Origin of the sequence: Cellulomonas algicola (assembly GCF_019024305.1) — a bacterium.
GTDB lineage: Bacteria > Actinomycetota > Actinomycetes > Actinomycetales > Cellulomonadaceae > Cellulomonas > Cellulomonas algicola.
This window is the reverse complement of sequence record NZ_JAHKSJ010000008.1, coordinates 327,572-346,883: the sequence shown is the minus strand read 5'-3', so window position 1 is coordinate 346,883 and position 19,312 is coordinate 327,572. Positions and strand designations below refer to the sequence as shown.

The 19,312-nt window shown below is 74.1% G+C and carries 17 protein-coding genes; 13 read left to right on the top strand and 4 right to left on the bottom strand.

Going from position 1 to position 19,312, the window contains the following annotated elements; all coding sequences use genetic code 11:
* The first annotated feature begins 4 nt into the window (after nt 1-4).
* The 4 genes from adhE (at nt 5) to KOV94_RS08785 (ending at nt 5,149) form a co-directional block, all read left to right on the top strand.
* Nucleotides 5-2,755 (top strand): bifunctional acetaldehyde-CoA/alcohol dehydrogenase, encoded by a 2,751-nt coding sequence (adhE, locus tag KOV94_RS08800; protein ID WP_218051829.1) that lies wholly within the window; start codon nt 5-7, stop codon nt 2,753-2,755.
* A 310-nt stretch (nt 2,756-3,065) separates the two neighbouring features.
* The gene (locus tag KOV94_RS08795) at nt 3,066-3,590 is read left to right on the top strand and encodes a hypothetical protein (RefSeq protein WP_308160448.1); all 525 of its coding nucleotides are present in this window, start codon (nt 3,066-3,068) and stop codon (nt 3,588-3,590) included.
* A 111-nt stretch (nt 3,591-3,701) separates the two neighbouring features.
* Nucleotides 3,702-3,824, top strand: coding sequence for a molybdopterin oxidoreductase (locus KOV94_RS08790; RefSeq protein WP_124343805.1), 123 nt, complete (start codon nt 3,702-3,704; stop codon nt 3,822-3,824).
* 74 nt (nt 3,825-3,898) lie between these two features.
* On the top strand, nt 3,899-5,149 hold the full coding sequence (locus tag KOV94_RS08785; protein ID WP_218051828.1) for a pyridoxal phosphate-dependent aminotransferase: 1,251 nt from the start codon (nt 3,899-3,901) through the stop codon (nt 5,147-5,149).
* A gap of 51 nt (nt 5,150-5,200) precedes the next feature.
* Here KOV94_RS08785 and KOV94_RS08780 read toward each other — a convergent pair whose 3' ends face one another.
* A complete protein-coding gene (locus KOV94_RS08780) occupies nt 5,201-6,640 on the bottom strand; it encodes a multidrug effflux MFS transporter (RefSeq protein ID WP_124343807.1) in 1,440 nt (479 codons plus the stop codon).
* 180 nt (nt 6,641-6,820) lie between these two features.
* On the opposite strand from KOV94_RS08780, the gene KOV94_RS08775 reads away from it, so the two are divergent.
* Nucleotides 6,821-7,561: an SOS response-associated peptidase gene (locus KOV94_RS08775; protein WP_218051827.1), complete on the top strand. Its 741-nt coding sequence runs from the start codon at nt 6,821-6,823 to the stop codon at nt 7,559-7,561.
* 27 nt (nt 7,562-7,588) lie between these two features.
* Here the strand turns inward: KOV94_RS08775 and KOV94_RS08770 are convergent, their stop codons facing one another.
* Nucleotides 7,589-8,695 (bottom strand): adenylate/guanylate cyclase domain-containing protein, encoded by a 1,107-nt coding sequence (locus tag KOV94_RS08770; RefSeq protein WP_308160447.1) that lies wholly within the window; start codon nt 8,693-8,695, stop codon nt 7,589-7,591.
* A gap of 14 nt (nt 8,696-8,709) precedes the next feature.
* Nucleotides 8,710-9,585, bottom strand: a complete 876-nt coding sequence (locus tag KOV94_RS08765; protein ID WP_218051826.1) for a biotin--[acetyl-CoA-carboxylase] ligase — start codon at nt 9,583-9,585, stop codon at nt 8,710-8,712.
* A gap of 179 nt (nt 9,586-9,764) precedes the next feature.
* On the opposite strand from KOV94_RS08765, the gene KOV94_RS08760 reads away from it, so the two are divergent.
* From KOV94_RS08760 to KOV94_RS08745, 4 genes are all read left to right on the top strand, one after another.
* Nucleotides 9,765-11,378, top strand: a complete 1,614-nt coding sequence (locus KOV94_RS08760; RefSeq protein WP_218051825.1) for an acyl-CoA carboxylase subunit beta — start codon at nt 9,765-9,767, stop codon at nt 11,376-11,378.
* A 13-nt stretch (nt 11,379-11,391) separates the two neighbouring features.
* A complete protein-coding gene (locus tag KOV94_RS08755) occupies nt 11,392-11,928 on the top strand; it encodes a hypothetical protein (RefSeq protein ID WP_162351227.1) in 537 nt (178 codons plus the stop codon).
* Nucleotides 11,925-12,152, top strand: a complete 228-nt coding sequence (locus KOV94_RS08750; protein ID WP_218051824.1) for an acyl-CoA carboxylase epsilon subunit — start codon at nt 11,925-11,927, stop codon at nt 12,150-12,152. Before KOV94_RS08755 ends, KOV94_RS08750 begins: the two co-directional genes overlap by 4 nt.
* Before the next feature lie 71 nt (nt 12,153-12,223).
* On the top strand, nt 12,224-13,948 hold the full coding sequence (locus KOV94_RS08745) for a DUF885 domain-containing protein (RefSeq protein ID WP_124343813.1): 1,725 nt from the start codon (nt 12,224-12,226) through the stop codon (nt 13,946-13,948).
* A gap of 132 nt (nt 13,949-14,080) precedes the next feature.
* Here KOV94_RS08745 and KOV94_RS08740 read toward each other — a convergent pair whose 3' ends face one another.
* Nucleotides 14,081-14,779: a vitamin K epoxide reductase family protein gene (locus tag KOV94_RS08740; RefSeq protein WP_200829832.1), complete on the bottom strand. Its 699-nt coding sequence runs from the start codon at nt 14,777-14,779 to the stop codon at nt 14,081-14,083.
* Between the two features lie 220 nt (nt 14,780-14,999).
* Between KOV94_RS08740 and KOV94_RS08735 the strand changes: the two genes are divergently transcribed.
* The 4 genes from KOV94_RS08735 (at nt 15,000) to efeU (ending at nt 19,304) form a co-directional block, all read left to right on the top strand.
* The gene (locus KOV94_RS08735; RefSeq protein WP_124344420.1) at nt 15,000-15,677 is read left to right on the top strand and encodes a Maf family protein; all 678 of its coding nucleotides are present in this window, start codon (nt 15,000-15,002) and stop codon (nt 15,675-15,677) included.
* A 187-nt stretch (nt 15,678-15,864) separates the two neighbouring features.
* Nucleotides 15,865-17,679, top strand: a complete 1,815-nt coding sequence (locus tag KOV94_RS08730) for an acetyl/propionyl/methylcrotonyl-CoA carboxylase subunit alpha (RefSeq protein WP_218051823.1) — start codon at nt 15,865-15,867, stop codon at nt 17,677-17,679.
* Nucleotides 17,680-17,682: 3 nt separating this feature from the next.
* Nucleotides 17,683-18,303, top strand: coding sequence for an NUDIX domain-containing protein (locus KOV94_RS08725; protein ID WP_218051822.1), 621 nt, complete (start codon nt 17,683-17,685; stop codon nt 18,301-18,303).
* Nucleotides 18,304-18,416: 113 nt separating this feature from the next.
* Nucleotides 18,417-19,304, top strand: a complete 888-nt coding sequence (gene efeU / locus KOV94_RS08720) for an iron uptake transporter permease EfeU (protein ID WP_218051821.1) — start codon at nt 18,417-18,419, stop codon at nt 19,302-19,304.
* Nucleotides 19,305-19,312: the final 8 nt, after the last annotated feature.

Genomic DNA, 19,312 nt, shown 5'->3' with positions numbered 1-19,312 from the left:
CACGGTGACTGTCACCGAGTCCGGCACCACCCGCACGACCAAGGCCAAGAAGGCCGTCGCGACCGCGCCCGCCGCGGCCGCGCCCGCCGCACCTGCGCTCCCCGAGGACCAGGTCGCGACCGCGATCGACCAGCTCGTCGCCAACGCGACGAAGGCGCTCGCCGAGTACGCGCGCTTCACGCAGGACGACGTGGACCGCTTCGTCAAGAAGGGCTCCGTCGCGGCGCTCGACCAGCACGGGCAGCTCGCGAAGCTCGCGGTCGAGGAGACCGGGCGCGGCGTGTTCGAGGACAAGGCCGTGAAGAACATCTTCGCGTGCGAGCACGTCACGAACTCCATGGCGGACCTCAAGACGGTCGGCGTCATCGCCCGCGACGAGCTGCGCGGCATCACCGAGATCGCGGAGCCGGTGGGCGTCGTCTGCGGCGTCACGCCGGTGACCAACCCGACGTCGACGGCGATCTTCAAGTCGCTGATCTCGCTCAAGACCCGCAACCCGATCATCTTCGCGTTCCACCCGGGCGCGCAGCGCTCGTCGGTCGAGGCGGCCAGGATCGTGCGCGACGCGGCCGTGGCGGCCGGTGCCCCCGAGCACTGCATCCAGTGGGTCGAGACGCCGTCGATCGCGGCGACCAACACGCTCATGAACCACCCGGGCGTGAGCCTGATCCTCGCGACCGGCGGCAACGCGATGGTCCGCGCCGCTTACTCGTGCGGCAAGCCGGCCCTCGGCGTCGGCGCGGGCAACGTCCCCGCCTACATCGAGAAGACCGCCAAGCTGAAGCGCGCCGTGAACGACGTCGTGCTCTCCAAGGCGTTCGACAACGGCATGATCTGCGCGTCCGAGCAGGCCGTCATCCTGGACGACGAGATCTACGACGCCGCGATGGCGGAGTTCGCCGTCCTGCACGCCTACCTGGCGACGCCGGCCGAGAAGACCATGCTCGAGCAGTTCATCTTCGGCGTCGACGCGCAGGGCACGAACTGCGGCGACGCGAAGCTCAACCCGACGGTCGTCGGCAAGTCCCCGCAGTGGATCGCCGAGCAGGCCGGCTTCACCGTCCCCGCGGACACGTCGATCATCCTCGCCGAGGTCGGGAGCGTCGGCCCCCAGGAGCCCCTGACGCGCGAGAAGCTCGCGCCCGTCCTCGCGGTGCTGCGCGCGACCACGACCGAGCAGGGCATCGCGCTCGCCGAGCAGATGGTCGAGTTCGACGGTCTCGGCCACTCGGCCGCGATCCACACCCGCGACGACGCGCTCACCGAGGAGTTCGGCAGCCGTGTCAAGGCCGTCCGCGTCATCGCGAACGCGCCCTCGTCGCTCGGCGGCATCGGCGACATCTACAACGCGTTCATCCCCTCGCTCACGCTGGGCTGCGGCTCCTACGGCCACAACTCGGTCTCGAACAACGTCTCGGCGGTGAACCTCATCAACGTCAAGCGCGTCGGCCGGCGCAACAACAACCTGCAGTGGTTCAAGGTCCCGGCGAAGACGTACTTCGAGCCGAACGCGATCCGCTACCTGCAGGACATGCCCGACGTCGAGCGCGTCACGATCGTCACCGACGCGACCATGACCACCCTGGGCTTCGTCGACAAGATCATCGACGTCCTGAACCGCCGGCACAGCAAGGTCGCGCTGCAGATCATCGACCAGGTCGAGCCCGAGCCGTCGGTCCGCACCGTGCAGAACGGCGCGGCGCAGATGCGCCACTTCCGCCCGGACACGATCATCGCGCTCGGCGGTGGCTCGCCCATGGACGCCGCGAAGGTCATGTGGCTGCTGTACGAGCACCCGGAGATCAACTTCTCCGACCTCAAGCAGAAGTTCTTCGACGTCCGCAAGCGCGCCTTCAAGTTCCCGACGCTCGGCGAGCTCGCGCAGCTCGTCTGCATCCCGACGACGTCGGGCACGGGTGCCGAGGTCACGCCGTTCGCGGTCATCTCCGACCCCGACGCGGGCAAGAAGTACCCGCTGGCCGACTACGCGCTGACCCCGTCGGTCGCGATCATCGACCCGGTGCTCACGGCCAAGATGCCCCCGTCGCTCGCGGCGGACTCGGGCTTCGACGCCCTGACGCACGCGACCGAGGCGTACGTGTCCGTCTACGCGAACGACTTCACCGACGGCATGGCGCTGCAGGCGATCCGCCTCATCTTCGACAACCTCGCGATGTCGGTGAACGGCGACCCGGCCGACCCGGCCACGCGGGACGCGCGGGAGAAGATGCACAACGCGGGCACCATCGCCGGCATGAGCTTCGGCAACGCGTTCCTCGGGATCGTGCACGCCATGGCGCACGTCGTCGGCTCGACGTACCACCTGGTGCACGGCCGCACGAACGCCACGCTCCTGCCGCACGTCATCCGCTACAACGGCACCGTCCCGACCAAGCTCACGAGCTGGCCGAAGTACGAGCACTACGTCGCCCCGGAGCGGTTCCAGCAGATCGCGCAGATGCTCGGCCTGCCGGCGGCCACCCCGGCCGAGGGCGTCGAGTCCTACGCGCTCGCCGTCGAGGCGCTGCGCTCCAAGGTCGGCATCCCGTCGTCCTTCCAGGCGCAGGGCGTCGCCGAGCAGGAGTTCATGTCGCGTCTCGACGAGGTCGCCATGGGCGCCTACGAGGACCAGTGCGCTCCCGCCAACCCGCGGATGCCGATGATCGACGACATGAAGGACCTCATGACCGCGGCCTACTACGGCACGTCGCTGGAGGACGTCCGTCACCGCCGCACCGAGCAGCAGGAGGCCTGACCTCCGGCGCGGCGGTCCGTCCAGCCCTCCTCCCCCTGGTGGGCGGACCGCCGCCCTGCTCGACCCTGACGCCCCGTCCGGCCGCTGCCTCAGCCGGACGGGGCGTCGTCGTCCCCGCCGCGTCGGCGCCCGGTCCGGCCGGGGCGCCGCGGGGCACGTCCGGGCCGACGTCGGCGCAGGTCGTGGACACGGCGCGGCGGGGGCGGCACGCCGGCGCCGGTGCCGCTCGGGGTGCCGCCCAGCGCGGACGCGGGCAGACTGTGGCACCGATCCGCCGGACCCGCCCCCGCCCGTCCTGTAGGAGGACCCCGTGACCGCACGCCCGCACGCCCGCCCGCTGCTCGTCCGTGCCGCCGCCCCGGCCCTCGCCGTGGGCCTCGCCCTCGGCCTCGCCGGGTGCTCCGACGCCGACATCGACCAGGCCGCGCAGTCCGCGAAGGACGCCCGGACCGCGGCCGAGAACGCGGTCGGCGACCTGCGCGCCGCGGTCGACGAGGCGCGCGCGCACGCCGAGCAGGTGGGCACCCAGGTCGAGGAGACCCGCGCGAAGATCGCCGGCCTCGACGAGCAGGCCCGCACGCAGGCGCAGTCCGCGGTCGACGAGGCGGAGGCCGCCGTGACCGAGGCGCAGTCGGCGCTCGAGGCCGCGCAGCAGGACGCGTCGGCGGAGGCGCAGCAGCGCGTCGCGGACGCGGAGCAGCAGGTCGCGGACGCCCGCACCGACCTCGAGGCCGCCAAGGCCGACGCGGGCGGCGAGGCAGCCGACGCCCTCGACTCCCTGGCCGCCGAGCTCGGCAGCCTCGGTGACGACCTCCGTGCGGCCACGGGCAGCTGACCCGACGACCCTGTCGTGGCGGTCCCGCGTCCTGCACGGCCGTTGGGGTGATTTCCGGGTTCGCCCGCGCGGCACGTTGAGACCTGCGCCACACCTGCCGATGGTGGAGGTATGAGCGACCGGCAGCCGTCCCGAGTGGGACGCCAGCACCACGTGGAGTGGTGGGTGGTGTGCGCGTGGGCGTCGCTCGCGGTCCTGCTCGTCGTCGGGCTGGTCGGCGCGGTCGGTCTCTGACCGGCACGCCGCACCCCGGGACGCGGGACGCGGGCGGCTCCTCGTCACGCGCCCACGGGACCTATCCTCGCCGGATGGGCGACGCGGACGACGCACAGCACGGCATCGGGCACGGTCGGTGGCGCGAGGTCGCGCGCGCGTCAGGGCTGCTCGGCGCCGACGGCCAGGTGCGGGCGACGATCTTCGCGGAGATGTCCGCGCTCGCCGAGTCGACCGGGTCGGTCAACCTCGGCCAGGGCTTCCCCGACGTCGACGGCCCCGCGTCTGTCGCCCGGGCCGCCGCGCAGGCCATCGCCGACGGCCGCAACCAGTACCCGCCCGGACCGGGGATCCCCGCACTGCGGCACGCGGTCGCCGAGCACCAGAAAGCGCACTACGGCCTCGACCCGGACCCCGACCGCGAGGTGCTCGTCACGACGGGCGCGACCGAGGCGCTCGCCGCCGCGGTCCTCGCGCTCGCCGGCCCCGGCGACGAGGTCCTGACGCTCGAGCCTTTCTACGACGCGTACGCCGCCGTCATCGCCCTGTCCGGCGCGACGCACACGACCGCACCCCTGCGCGCGACACCCGACGGGTTCCGCATCGACCTGGACGCGCTCGCCGCCGCCTTCACCGACCGCACGCGGCTCGTCCTGCTCAACACCCCGCACAACCCGACCGGCACCGTGCTCACGCCCGACGAGCTCGCCGCCGTCGCGCGGCTCGCGACCGCGCACGACGCGCTCGTCGTGACCGACGAGGTGTACGAGCACCTCGTGCTCGACCCCGGTCTGCGCCACGTGCCGATCGCGACGCTGCCCGGCATGGCCGAGCGCACCCTGACGATCTCGTCCGCGGGCAAGACGTTCTCGTTCACCGGGTGGAAGGTGGGGTGGGTCACGGGCCCCGAGCACCTCGTGACGGCGGTGCGGACCGTCAAGCAGTTCCTCACCTACGTGTCCGGCGCACCCTTCCAGCCGGCCGTCGCGTTCGCGCTCCGCGACCCCGACGTCGCCGCGTGGGTGCGGGACCTCGCGGCGTCGCTCGCGTCGCGGCGCGACCGGCTGTGCGCGGGGCTCGAGGCCGCGGGGTTCGGCGTCGTCCGCCCGCAGGGGACCTACTTCGTGCTCGCCGACTCCGCGCCGCTGGGCTTCGACGACGGCGCCGCGCTGTGCCGCGCCCTGCCCGGGCTCGCGGGCGTCGTCGGCGTGCCGGTCACCGCGTTCACGCACGACGGGTCGGACGTCGACCGGGCGCTGCGCTCGTGGGTGCGGTTCACGTTCGTCAAGCGCGACGAGGTCCTCGACGAAGCCGTCGCACGCCTGTCGCGGCTGCGCACGCCCTGACGCCTCTGCGGAGGGCGGGGCGTCACCGCGGACGGTGCGGCGGCCGGGCGGTCAGCCCGTCCAGGCGCCGCCGCGGCGGTAGGCGGGAGTCGCGAGCGCGAGCACGAGCAGCGCGGCGACCGATGCACCGACCATGACGACCGCCATCGCGACCGCGTCACCGCCGAGCAGGCCCGACAGCGGGCTGACGACGCCGGAGACGCCGGCCTGGGCCGCGCCGATGAACGCCGCCGCCGTCCCCGCGATCTCGCCGTGGCGGCTGAGCGCGAGCGCCGAGGCGTTGGGCGGCACGAAGTTCACCAGCGCGAGCACGAGCCACTGCACCACGAGCAGTCCCCACAGCCCACCCAGGCCGGTGACGGCGAGCACGAGCAGCACCACCGTGAGCGAGAGCGACAGCGGCAGGACGACGCGCACGATGCGGATCGGCGCGAGCCGCCGCACGAGCGCGGCGTTGACCTGTGCACCGGCGACGAGGCCGATGCCGTTGATCGCGAACAGCAGCGAGAACTGGTGCTCGGACAGCCCGAAGCCCTCACGCAGCACGAACGGGGAGGCAACGACGTAGCTCATGAGCACCGCGACGCCGAGTCCCGGCATGACGGCGAGCGCGACGAAGTGCCGGTCGCGCAGGAGCCCGCGGTACCCCGCCAGGGCCGTGCGCAGGCCGCCGTGGCGGCGGCGGTCGGGCGGCAGCGTCTCGGGCAGGCGGCGCCAGACGATCAGCCACAGCACCACGCCGAACACCGCGAGCGCGACGAAGACCGCGCGCCAGCCCGCCTGACCGGCGATGACACCACCGATGGACGGCGCGAACAGCGGTGCGACCCCGATGACGAGCATGAGCCGCGAGATGAGCCGGGAGGCGTCCGAGCCGACGAACCGGTCGCGGATGACAGCCATCGCGACGACGGTCGCGGACGCGTTGAAGAAGCCCTGCATCGAGCGCAGCGCGATGAGCGGGATGATCGCCGGGGCGACCGCGCACAGCAGCGACGTCACGACGTGCAGCGCGACGCCGACCATCACGGGCTTGCGGCGACCGAACCGGTCGGACAGCGGGCCGATGACGAGCTGGCCGACGGCGCCGCCGATCAGCATCGCCGTCATGGTGAGCTGCGCCGCGGTCGCGGACGTGTTCAGGTCGCGCGCGACGTCGGGCAGCGACGGCAGGTAGATGTCGGTCGAGATCGCCGGCAGCGCGCACATGAGGCCGAGCAGCAGCACGTACTTCGCGTTCGGCCGGTAGGCGGGCGCGTCGTCGGTGGCTGCGGGCGACGGGGCGGTGTCGGACGGCTTCGTGGGCGCGACGGCGTCGGCGGGCGTCGTCTGCGGGGTCGCGCGCGACCCGAGGGTCGGTGTGAGCGTGCCCGACCCGGCGGTCGGGGCAGTGGCGTCCGCGGGGGCGGACGCGGTGGGGGCGGTGACGTGTGCGGCGGTCCGGGGGGTGGGCGGCGCCGCAGGGGTGCTGGAGGCGGGGCGCGCGGTCATCGCCTTCCATGGTCGCACCCGATCCGCGCCGACGCGAATCGATTCGATATGGGTCCCGTCACGTCCGCGGCGCGAGTTCTCGCCCGTCTGGGTCGGCGGGTCCTCGCCCGGTTCTTGCCGTCTCCAGTGCCGGGTCGAGAGCGTCCGCGCGTGTCGGTGCGACCTGGCAGGCTGGCCCGCATGTGCGGTCGCTACGCCTCCTTCCGCGAGGACCAGGCCCTGGCCGACGAGTTCGCGATCGCGACCGTCGCCGACGACGTCCGGCTGCTCCCGCCGTCGTGGAACGTCGCCCCGACCGACGGCGTGCGCATGGTCGTCGAGCGCGCCGACAAGGAGACGGGCGAGATCACGCGCCAGCTCCGCGTCGCCCGCTGGGGGCTCGTGCCGTCGTGGGCCAAGGACCCGTCGGTCGGCGCCCGCATGATCAACGCGCGCGTCGAGTCCGTCGCCGAGAAGTCCGCGTTCTCGCGCCCCTTCGCCGCCCGCCGGGCCCTGCTCCCCGCCGACGGCTACTACGAGTGGAAGAAGCCCGAGCCGGGCGCACTGACCCGCACGAAGCAGCCGTTCTACCTGCACCCGGCCGACGACGACCTCGTCGCACTCGCCGGGCTGTACGAGTTCTGGAAGGACCCGACGAAGTCCGACGACGACCCCGACCGCTGGCTCGTGAGCGCCACCGTCATCACGCGCCCGGCCTCCGAGGAGCACGCGCACATCCACGACCGGCAGCCCCTCATGCTGCGCCGCGACGCGTGGGACGCGTGGCTCGACCCGTCGGCCGGCGCCGACGAGGCCCGCCGCCTCCTGGAGGCACCGGCGCCCCGCCTCATCGCGACCCCGGTGTCCACGCTCGTCAGCTCGGTCCGCAACAACGGCCCCCAGCTCCTCGAACCGGTCGACCCAGAGGAGACGCTGCTCTGACGTCGGCCCGACCGTCGCCCCCAGCCGTCAGACCGGGGCGGCGGTGAGGCGGTAGGGGGTGACCGTGCCGATGCCCTGCAGGTCGAGGGCGGGGCGCTCGTCGAGGACGAAGCGCGGGTCGCCCCCGAGCACCTGGGCGGTCTCGGGGTCGGTGAGGACCGTGCTCGGCTCGGCGATGTCGGTGAGCCGAGCGGCGAGGTTCACGTCAGGGCCGAACACGTCGCCGAACCGGGACAGCACGCGCCCCCAGACGAACCCGACGCGCACGGGCGTGACGCCGCGCGCGCCTTCGGCGAGCCCGCCCACGGCCTGCTCGCGGTCGACGTCGAGCGCTCCCCCGAGGGCCTCGGCGAGCCCGAGCGCGACGCGCGCACCGGTCGCGGGGCTGTCGGCGACGAAGAGCACGGCGTCGCCGATGGTCTTGACGACCCGGCCGCCCGCGCCGGTGACGACGTCGCGCGCGGCGGCCTCGAAGCGCTGCACGAACTGCGACAGGTCGGTCGACCCGAGCCCGGCGGTGCGGCGCGTGAAGGACACCATGTCGGCGAACCCGACGGCCCGGGCGAGGGGCAGCGCGGACGCGTCGACGCCCGGGGAGCGCTGCGCACCGAACTCGGCGGCGTACCGGCCGGCGATCGCGGCGAGCTGCCGGCGGTAGGCGTGCACGAGCTGAGCCTCGAGCAGGGGCGCGAGGTCGGCGAGCCGGTCCAGGGTCAGCAGGCGCGCGGTGGTGTCGTCGAGCTCGTAGCGCGTCTCCATGTCCTCGACGAGCGCCTCGACCTGCCACAGCGCGAGGCGGTCGGCGGTGTGGCCGAGCGCGCGGGTGACGGTGAGGACGGTGCGGATGTCGAGGCCGTGCTCGCGGACCAGGGCGACGGCCCGGTCGACGGCCTCGGCGTCGCGCTCGGTGTAGACGGTGTCGTCGGGGTCGGCGTGCGGCAGGCCGACGGTCGTCCAGAAGCCGCGGACGATGTCGACGTCGATGTGGGCGCGTCGGGCCAGGTCGTGCGCGCTGTAGCGGCGGGCGCCGCCCAGGAGCTGGGCCTCGAGCTCGCCGACCGTCGACTCGGCGACCGCGGTCTCGTCGACCGGTCGCCCGGCACCGGTGGCGGGCGGGGAACCGTCGTCGGGCACGTGCCGAGCCTAGTTCACGCCCCGGACCGCACGTGACGGACGTCACCCGCGAGGACGTGGTGCGCGGCCCCGGCGGCGTCGACCACCACGAGTCCCCCGTCGTCGTCGAGCCGCTCGGCGATCCCCGCGAGCTCGGAGCCGCCGGGCAGCTCGACGCGCACGGGCGTGCCGAGCGTCGCGCACACCGCGGCGACCTCGTCGGCGAGCCCCGAGGCGACGGCGTCACCCCCGGCGTCGCGCCAGCGCGTGGCGACGTCGTCGAGCGCGGTGACGAGCGCGACGAGCAGCGCCTCGCGCGTGACGTGCTGCGCACCCGCGAGCGCGAGGGACGTCGCGTGCTCGACGGGGAGCTCGTCGGCGCGCTGCGCGACGTTGACACCGATGCCGATGACGACGGCGGGCGTGACGCCCGTGGGCGTGGGGACGACCTCGGTGAGGATGCCGCCGACCTTGCGTGCGGCACCCCAGCCTGCGACCTCGGTGCCCGCGGGGACGAGCACGTCGTTCGGCCACTTGAGGACGGCGGGCACGCCGGCGGTCGCACGCACGGCGGTGACGGCACCGAGCCCGGCGAGGAGCGGCAGCCACCCGAAGGTGCGCGCCGGCAGGGCCGGCCGGGCGACGAACGAGCAGGTGAGCGACGTCCCGGGAGCCGTCTCCCAGCCGCGACCGGCGCGGCCCCTGCCGGCGTCCTGCTGGTCGGCGACGAGCACGCTCGCGTGGGGCCAGGCGTCCGGGTCGGCCGCGACGGCGGCGACGAGGTCCGCGTTGGTCGAGCCCGTGCGCGCGACGACGTCGATCCGCGCGAGCGGGCCAGCCGGGAGGAGCAGGAGCGAGCGGAGCGCGTCCGCGTCGAGCGCGGGACGGTCGGGCGACGAGGACGACGTCATGCCGCCCATGATGACCCCGCGACGAGCGGCCCGTCAGGTGGTCCGTGACCGAGGGCGCACCCGAGCGGTCGCGCACAACGCCCGGGGCACCCGGTTGTGGGGTTCCGACGACCCGACGCCCCGAACACGGTCATCGCCCTGCAGGTGCCTGGTGGGGTTCCACAACTAGCCTCGGTCGGGTGACCCAGACGGACCAGACAGGCGTTCCCGCCCCCGGCACCGCCCCGCGCGGCACCGCGGCCCGCCTCGCCGACCTCGCCGAGCGGACCCGGGCGGCCGAGGTCGCCGAGCAGGGCGCGGCGGACAAGCAGCACGCGCGCGGCAAGAAGACGGCGCGCGAGCGCGTCGAGGCGCTGCTCGACCCGGGCTCGTTCACCGAGCTGGACGCGCTCGTGCGGCACCGCTCGACGAACTTCGGGCTCGACAAGAAGCGCATCCCGGGCGACGGCGTCGTCACCGGGTACGGGACGGTCGACGGCCGCCCCGTGTGCGTGTACTCGCAGGACTTCACGGTCTTCGGCGGCAGCCTCGGCGAGGTGCACGGCCAGAAGATCACCAAGGTCATGGACCTCGCGCTGCGCACGGGCGTGCCGCTCGTCGGCATCAGCGACGGCGGCGGCGCACGCATCCAGGAGGGCGTCGCGGGCCTCACGCAGTTCGCGGAGATCTTCCGCCGCAACGTCGCGGCGTCGGGCGTGATCCCGCAGATCAGCCTGATCCTCGGCCCGTCGGCGGGCGGTGCGGTGTACTCCCCCGCGCTCACGGACTTCATCGTCATGGCCGACGGCACGTCGAACATGTTCATCACGGGGCCGGACGTGATCCGCGCGGTCACGGGCGAGGACGTGGGCTTCGAGGAGCTCGGCGGCGCGACGACGCACAGCACGCGCTCGGGCGTCGCGCACTACATGGCCTCCGACGAGGACGACGCGATCGACTACGTGCGCTCGCTGCTGTCGTACCTGCCGCAGAACAACCTCACCGACGCGCCGTCGTTCCCGCACGAGGCGCCCCTCGAGGTGACCGAGGAGGACGAGGAGCTCGACGCGATCGTCCCCGACTCGGACAACCAGCCGTACGACATGCGCACGGTCGTCGAGCACGTGCTGGACGACGGCGTGCTGCTCGAGATCCAGCCGCTGTACGCGCAGAACGTGCTCATCGGCTTCGGGCACGTCGAGGGCCAGCCCGTCGGGATCGTCGCGAACCAGCCGATGGCGATGGCGGGCACGCTCGACATCAACGCCGCCGAGAAGGCGGCGCGGTTCGTGCGGACGTGCGACGCGTTCAACATCCCGGTGCTGACGTTCGTCGACGTGCCGGGCTTCCTGCCGGGCACGGACCAGGAGTGGAACGGCATCATCCGGCGCGGCGCGAAGCTCATCTACGCGTACGCGGAGGCGACGGTCCCCCTGGTCACGGTCATCACCCGCAAGGCGTACGGTGGCGCGTACATCGTCATGGGGTCCAAGCAGCTGGGCGCCGACGTCAACCTCGCCTGGCCGACCGCGCAGATCGCGGTCATGGGTGCCGGTGGTGCCGTGAACATCCTGCAGCGCGGTGCGCTCAAGGGCGTCGCGGAGGCCGGCGGGGACGTCGAGGCCGAGCGCCGGCGCCTCACGGCAGAGTACGAGGAGGCGATCGTCAACCCGTGGGACGCGGCGGACCGTGGCTACGTGGACGCCGTCATCGCCCCCTCGCAGACCCGGTCGGAGATCACCCGGGCGCTGCGCCTGCTGCGCACCAAGCGCGCGAGCCTGCCGCCCAAGAAGCACGGGAACATCCCCCTGTGAGCACGGAGGACGCGTGAGCGAGCACGACCACGACGAGCACACCCACGGCCTGGAGCCGCTGACGGGCGTCGACGCCCTGGAGCTGCACGCGGCCGTCGACCGGCTGGCGACGGCGCTGCACGCGTACGTCGAGACGGCCGTGGGAGTGCGCGCGGAGTTCGGTGCGCACGAGGCCGACGAGGACCCGCGGGTGCTGTCGCTGGAGTCGGAGATCGGCGGGCTCAACGCGCAGCTGTACGACCTGCTGCACAGCCGCCTCGGCCTGCACGCGGACCTCACGGGCATGTCGTGGTCGGACGACGACCACGGCGACGCGGACGCCGCGCCGGAGCGCACCGACGTCGACACGTTCCACCTCGGCTTCGTCGTCGGGCAGCCGCTCGCGACGTCCGACCTGTCGCTCGACTCGGTGCTCGACCTCGTGGACGCGGGCGGTGCGGACGTCGCACAGCGCCTGGTCGACGCCGGCTTCGAGGTGACCGAGTGGGGTGCGTCGCGCGGTGCCCCGGTGGCGTTCGACGAGGACGAGGACGGGGAGGTCGACGGGTGAGCGAGCAGACCGCCGCGCACGTGCACGTCGTGCGCGGCGCACCCGACGAGGTCGAGCTCGCGGCGCTGGTCGCGGGCCTCGTGGCGGCGTCGTCGCAGGACGCGCACGGCGCCGACGAGCAGGTCGCGGCGACCTCCGCGTGGTCCGACCGCCGACGCGTCCTGCGCGGCGCGTCGGCCCCCCAGCCGGGCCCCGACGCGTGGCGCTGGAGCCTGCGCGGCTGACGTCGCCCGCGGCATCCGGAGCCTGCGCGGCTGACGCCGGCGGCGGCGTACCCGCGAGTAGGGTCGTCCGGGTGACGACGACGCCCACCCCCAGCGGAGCCCGCCAGCCCACCCCGATCGACGCGGTCGCCGAGGCCCACATCACGGCCGCCGCCGCCCTGCACCCGCTCGCCGCGACGGCGATCGGCCTGCCGGGCCACGAGCACGAGATGACCGACTTCTCGCCCGCGGGCCACGACGCCCGCGCGGACCAGACCCGTGCCACGCTCACGGCCCTCGACGGCCTCGCACCGGTCGACGCGGTCGACGAGCTGACCCTCGCGGCGATGCGCGAGCGCCTGGGCCTCGAGCTCGAGCTGCACGCGGCCGGCGAGCCGCTACGCGACCTCAACAACATCGCGTCGCCGGTCCAGGAGCTGCGCGACGTCTTCGACATCATGGCGACCGGCTCGATCGAGGACTGGGAGAACGTCGCCGCGCGCCTCAACGCGCTGCCCGGCGCGGTCGACGGCTACGTCGAGTCGCTGCGCCTGGCCGCGTCGCGCGGGGACGTCGCGGCGGTCCGGCAGGTCGAGGAGGCCGCCCGCCAGGCGTCCGAGCTCGCGGACCCGGCGTCGTCGTTCTTCACGACGTTCGTCACGGGCGCCGACGTCGACGCGGCGCTCGACGAGTCCGCGGCGTGCGCGCTCGTGCGCGGCGAGCTCGACCGCGGCGCGGCCGCGGCCCGGCAGGCGTACGGCACGCTCGCGACGTTCCTGCGCGACGAGCTCGCGCCGCAGGCGCCGCAGCAGGACGCGGTCGGCCGCGACCGGTACGCGTTGTTCTCGCGCGCGTTCCTCGGCGCGACCGTCGACCTCGAGGAGACGTACCGGTGGGGGCTCGAGGAGCTCGCGCGCGTCGTCGCCGAGCAGGAGGCCGTCGCCGCGCAGGTCGCCGGCCCGGGCGCGACGATCGAGCAGGCCGTCGCCGCCCTGGACGCCGACCCGTCGCGCACGCTGCACGGCACGGACGCCCTGCGCGCGTGGATGCAGGAGACGTCCGACGCGGCGATCGACGCGCTCGACGGCGTGCACTTCGCCATCCCCGACGCGCTCAGGACGCTCGAGTGCCGCATCGCGCCCACCCAGACCGGCGGCATCTACTACACGGGCCCGAGCGACGACTTCACGCGCCCCGGCCGCATGTGGTGGTCCGTCCCCGCCGACGTCACGACGTTCAACACGTGGCGCGAGAAGACGACCGTCTACCACGAGGGCGTCCCCGGCCATCACCTGCAGATCGGCCAGGCCGTGCACGCGCGCGACACCCTCAACCAGTGGCGCCGGCTCGCGTGCTGGACCTCGGGCTTCGGCGAGGGCTGGGCGCTGTACGCCGAGCGGCTCATGGCCGACCTGGGCTTCCTCGACGACCCGGGCGACCGGCTCGGCATGCTCGACAGCCAGCGCCTGCGCGCCGCGCGCGTCGTCTTCGACATCGGCGTGCACCTCGGCCTGGAGGCGCCCGCGGAGTGGGGCGGCGGCACGTGGGACGCCGACAAGGGCTGGACGTTCCTGCGGGCCAACGTCAACATGCCCGAGTCGTTCGTGCGGTTCGAGTGGACCCGCTACCTCGGCTGGCCCGGGCAGGCGCCGTCGTACAAGATCGGCCAGCGCCTCTGGGAGCAGACGCGTGACGCGGCGGCCGGTGCGGCGCGCACGCGCGGCGACGCGTTCGACCTGCGCGCGTTCCACGCGACGGCCCTCGAGCAGGGCGCGCTGCCGCTCGACGTGCTCAAGCAGGTCTTCGCGACGTCCTGACGGCGTCCGCGCACGACGCGAGGGGCGGCACCCGGGCGATCCGGGTGCCGCCCCGCGGGGCGGCACCCGGATCGCCCGGGTGCCGCCCCTCGGTGCGTCCGCGGCGGACGCGTCAGGCGGGGTGGGAAGCCGTCAGAGCAGCGACCAGCCGTAGCCGAAGAACACGAGCGCGGCGAGGACGACGAGCACCGCGATCGTCACGAACCAGTCGTTGCCGGCCGCGACGAAGCGTCGGGCCCCCGGACCGAACCGGCCCGGCAGGTTGAGATGCCCGTCCCTGATGTTGATGCGCGTCAAGCCGGCCCAGACCAGTGTGGTGGTCACGGTGATGAGCAGGCACCACGGGCACAGCGCCTTGATGTCGGTGTACGCCTCGTAGAACAGCCACCACGCGAACACGAGGCCCGCGGTGTAGACGACCTCGGCGGCGAGCATGAACCAGCGCGGGAACAGCACCCCGCCGATCATCGCGACGGCCATCGTGAGGACCACGGCCTCGGCGGCGATGCCGAGGAACGCGTTCGGGAAGCCGAACAGGGACGCCTGCCAGCTCTCCGCGACCCGCACGCAGTTGATGACGCTGTTGATGCTGCACCCGAACACCGCGTCCGGTTCACGCGCCAGGACGATCGCCTCGATCGACAGCACGAACGACGTGTAGAGGCCGATCGCACCGGAGATCGCCATCTCGATCGCGGTGCGCCGCCGCCAGGCGACGGGAGCCGGCTTCAGCAGGTCCGGGTCGTCGTCGACGAGCTCGTCGTCGTCCCAGTCCTCGTCGTGCTCGTCCACCGCCGCGTCGTGTGCGGCCGCGCTGGTCGCGTCGTTCACCGGGCCTCCTCGGGTGTCGGTGCGCACGGTCGACCCGCCGCACCCGCTCGGGGCCCATTGTGCCCGCCCGACCTGTGCGATCGGCCCGACCTGGGTCCCGGTCTGCGGCGTCTCCCTCCCCCGGCTGCGGCGCTCGGTCGGCACCGGCCCGCACACGGCCCGCACGCGCCCCGCGACGCGCACGGGCCCGCGACGGCCCGACGAACTAGGCTCGCGCGACGTGACCCGCCTGCTGCTCGCCTCCGCGTCCCCCGCCCGCCGCGCCACGCTCCAGTCGGCGGGCATCGACCCGCTCGTGGTCGTGTCCTCGGTCGACGAGCCCGCGGTCCTCGCGGCCGCCGCCGAGCGGTTCGGGACGCTCGACCCGGCCGACGCGGTGCTGGTGCTCGCGCAGGCGAAGGTCGAGGACGTGGCGCGCGCGGTCGCGGACGGCACGCCGGCCGAGCTGGCCGACGCGGACGACCTGGTCCTGCTGGGCTGCGACTCGATGCTCGAGCTCGACGGCGAGATCCTGGGCAAGCCGGACGACGCCGACGACGCGGTGCGCCGCTGGCGGGCGATGCGGGGCCGGACGGGCGTGCTGCACACGGGGCACTGGGTGATCGACGAGCGCGCGACGCCCGACGAGGGCGGCGAGGGCACGCGCGGCACGCTCGGGGCGACGTCGTCGACGGTCGTGCACTTCGCGGACCTGTCGGACGAGGAGGTCGCCGCGTACGTCGCGACGGGTGAGCCGCTCGCCGTGGCGGGCGCGTTCACCGTCGACGGTCTGGGCGGGCCGTTCGTGGACCGCATCGAGGGCGACCACCACGGTGTCGTCGGGGTGTCGCTGCCGCTGCTGCGCGGCCTGCTCGGGGAGATCGGCGTGACCGTCCCGAGCCTCTGGCGCACCGCCTGACCACCCCCCGCGCGGGCACGCGCGTTGTGCCCACCGGACAACCCACACCGGGCACGGAGGACGACGGGCGCCTGTCCTTGTCGGATCCCTACACAAGCACTCCCGCGCGGGTTGGGCGGTTCCCCAATCTTGGACGACCGGCCCCGGGGAGCAGCGGAGCGCCGGGTCCCGCACGTTACGGTGGACCGTGCCCGTGATCTCCAAGGTCCTCATCGCGAACCGCGGTGAGATCGCCGTCCGCATCGCCCGCGCCTGCCGTGACGCACGGATCGGCTCCGTCGCCGTCTACTCCGACCCCGACCGCGAGGCCCTGCACGTCCGGGTCGCCGACGAGGCGTTCGCGCTGAACGGCGCCCGCGCGGCCGAGACGTACCTCGTCGTCGACAAGCTGCTCGACGTCGCCCGCCGCTCGGGTGCCGACGCCGTGCACCCCGGCTACGGGTTCCTGTCCGAGAACGCCGAGTTCGCGCAGGCCGTCATCGACGCCGGTCTCACGTGGATCGGCCCCCCGCCCGCCGCGATCGACGCGCTCGGCGACAAGGTGAGCGCGCGCCACATCGCGCAGCGCGCCGGTGCGCCGCTCGTCGCCGGCACGCCGGACCCGGTGTCGGGCGTCGACGAGATCCACGCGTTCGTCGCCGAGCACGGCCTGCCCGTCGCGATCAAGGCCGCGTTCGGCGGTGGCGGCCGCGGCCTCAAGGTCGTGCGGTCGGCGGACGAGATCGACGAGCTCTACGAGTCCGCGGTCCGCGAGGCCGTCGCCGCGTTCGGTCGTGGCGAGTGCTTCGTCGAGCGCTACCTGGACAAGCCGCGGCACGTCGAGACGCAGTGCCTCGCCGACCAGCACGGCACGGTCGTCGTGGTGTCGACGCGCGACTGCTCGCTGCAGCGCCGCCACCAGAAGCTCGTCGAGGAGGCGCCCGCGCCGTTCCTCACGGACGCGCAGCGCGCGCAGCTCGTCGCGTCCAGCCAGGCGATCCTGCGCGAGGCCGGGTACGTGGGCGCCGGGACGTGCGAGTTCCTGGTCGGCGCCGACGGCACGGTGTCGTTCCTCGAGGTCAACACGCGCCTGCAGGTCGAGCACCCGGTCACCGAGGAGATCAGCGGCATCGACCTGGTGCGCGAGCAGCTGCGGATCGCCCAGGGCGAGCCGCTCGGGTACGACCGCGTCGAGACGCGCGGCCACTCGATCGAGTTCCGCATCAACGGCGAGGACCCCGCGCGCGGCTTCCTGCCCGCGCCGGGACGCATCGCGACGCTCCGCTTCCCCGCGGGCCCCGGCGTGCGCGTCGACTCGGGCGTCGTCGAGGGCGACAGCGTCTCGGGCCTGTACGACTCGATGATCGCGAAGCTCGTCGTGACCGGCGCCGACCGGCCGCAGGCGATCGAGCGCGCACGCCGCGCGCTGGCCGAGCTCGACGTCGTCGGCATCCCGACCGTCGTCCCGTTCCACCGGGCCGTGCTCGACGCCCCCGAGTTCGCCCCCGCGGACCCGGCCGAGCCGTTCACCGTGCACACGCGCTGGATCGAGACCGAGTTCGCCGACCGCCTCACGACGCTCGGCACGGGTGCCACCGCGCCCGCCGCCGAGGACGAGGAGGAGGCGCCCGCGCTCGAGCGCGTCGTCGTCGAGGTCGGCGGCAAGCGGCTCGAGGTCGTCCTGCCGGCCGCGCTCGCGCTCGGTCGAGGCCCGGGTGCGTCGCGTCCCGGCGGCCGGGCCGGTGCGGCGGGACCGTCGGGCCCTCGTCGGCCCGTGCGACGCGCCGCCGCGAAGGCCGGCAGCAACGGCACGACGCTCGCGTCACCGATGCAGGGCACGATCGTCAAGGTCGCCGTCGCGGAGGGTGCGGAGGTCGCCGAGGGCGACCTCGTCGTCGTGCTCGAGGCCATGAAGATGGAGCAGCCGCTCGTCGCCCACCGCGCCGGGACCGTGACCGGCCTGTCCGCCGACGTCGGCTCGAGCGTGAGCGCGGGCACCGCCATCTGCGAGATCGTCGGCTGACGCGTGACCGACGCGGCACCCGGGGCGACGGCCGTCCCGCGCGCGCCCGGTGACGGCACGGGCGGGCCGCCGGGGGCGTCGTCGCCCGTCGTCCCGTCCGACGTCCCGCACCACCGCACCGCCGGTGACGGCTGGGTCGAGTGCGCGTGCGGACGACGGCACTGGGGCCGGTTCGGCGCGGCCGGGCTGCTGCTCGCGCGCCGCGACGCGTCGGGGTCGCCCACCGCGGTCGTGCTGCAGCACCGCGCGCCGTGGAGCGACCAGGGCGGCACGTGGGGCCTGCCTGGCGGTGCGCTCGCGCCCGACGAGGACGCGGTCACGGGGGCGCTGCGGGAGGCCGCCGAGGAGGCCGGGATCGATCCGTCGCACGTGCGCCCGACCGGCTCGTCGATGCTCCGGCACCCGGACTGGTCCTACACGACGGTGCTCGCCGACGAGATCCACCCGGCGGAGCCGACCGCGACCGACGCGGAGAGCGTCGAGGTCCGCTGGGTCCCCGTGGACGAGGTCGCCGACCTGCCGCTGCTGGCCGCGTTCGGCGACGCGTGGCCCGACCTGCGGCGACGCCTGGAGGCCGGTCCCGACGCGGCCGACGCGCTGCCCGGCGGCGCCCCGACCGCGTGAGCGGGGTCACAGCACACGTCGCGGACAGACGTCGCGGGGACGATCCGGACGGGAGTATCGTCGCGCCCCGGTGAGGTAAGCCTCGCCTCACTGCCCCTCTCCCGGGAAGCGTCATGGTCGCGAACTACCTGATCGGCCTTCGCGAGGGCCTCGAGGCCGCCCTCGTCGTCAGCATCCTCGTCGCCTACCTCGTCCGCACCGACCGCCGGCACCTGCTGCCCGCGTTGTGGACCGGGGTCGGCGTCGCCGTCGCCGTGTCGCTCGGATTCGGTGCGCTCCTCACGTTCGGCCCGTCGGGACTGTCGTTCGAGGCGCAGGAGGCCATCGGCGGCACGCTGTCGATCGTCGCCGTCGGGCTCATCACCTGGATGATCTTCTGGATGGCGCGCACCGCGCGGCACCTCAAGGCGGACCTCCAGCACAAGCTCGACGACGCGGTCGAGGCCGGGAAGCGTGCGGTCGTCGTCATGGCGCTGCTCGCCGTGGGCCGCGAGGGTCTCGAGACCGCGCTGTTCCTGTGGGCCGGCGCACAGGCCACGAGCGGGTCCGACGGCGACGTCACGCCGCTGCTCGGCGCCGCGCTCGGCCTCGCGACGGCCGTGCTGGTCGGGTGGCTGCTCTACCGCGGTGCGGTGCGCGTCGACCTCCGGCGGTTCTTCGCCTGGACGGGCGCGTTCCTCGTGCTCGTCGCCGCCGGCGTGCTGTCGTACGGGGTCCACGACCTCCAGGAGGCCGGCATCCTGCCCGGCCTGCACGACCTCGCGTTCGACGTCTCCGCGACGATCCCGCCGACCAGCTGGTACGGCACGCTCCTCAAGGGCGTCCTCAACTTCTCCCCCGCGACCACCAAGGTCGAGGCGGTCGCGTGGGTCGCGTTCGTCGTCCCGACGATGTGGTTCTTCGTCCGCACGACGTGGGGCGGCCCGTCGCGGCCGGCCCCGTCCGCACCGGTCCCGTCCGCCGCGTCCCCCGCACCCGTCGCGTCGCCCGCCGCGGGCTGACGGCCCGC

Coding starts and splice junctions, on each gene's coding strand:
- efeU (WP_218051821.1), top strand. CDS start 18,417: ATGGTCGCGAACTACCTGATCGGCCTTCGCGAGGGCCTCGAGGCCGCC.
- KOV94_RS08785 (WP_218051828.1), top strand. CDS start 3,899: ATGGGCGACGCGGACGACGCACAGCACGGCATCGGGCACGGTCGGTGG.
- KOV94_RS08790 (WP_124343805.1), top strand. CDS start 3,702: ATGAGCGACCGGCAGCCGTCCCGAGTGGGACGCCAGCACCACGTGGAG.
- KOV94_RS08765 (WP_218051826.1), bottom strand. CDS start 9,585: ATGACGTCGTCCTCGTCGCCCGACCGTCCCGCGCTCGACGCGGACGCG.
- KOV94_RS08775 (WP_218051827.1), top strand. CDS start 6,821: ATGTGCGGTCGCTACGCCTCCTTCCGCGAGGACCAGGCCCTGGCCGAC.
- KOV94_RS08780 (WP_124343807.1), bottom strand. CDS start 6,640: ATGACCGCGCGCCCCGCCTCCAGCACCCCTGCGGCGCCGCCCACCCCC.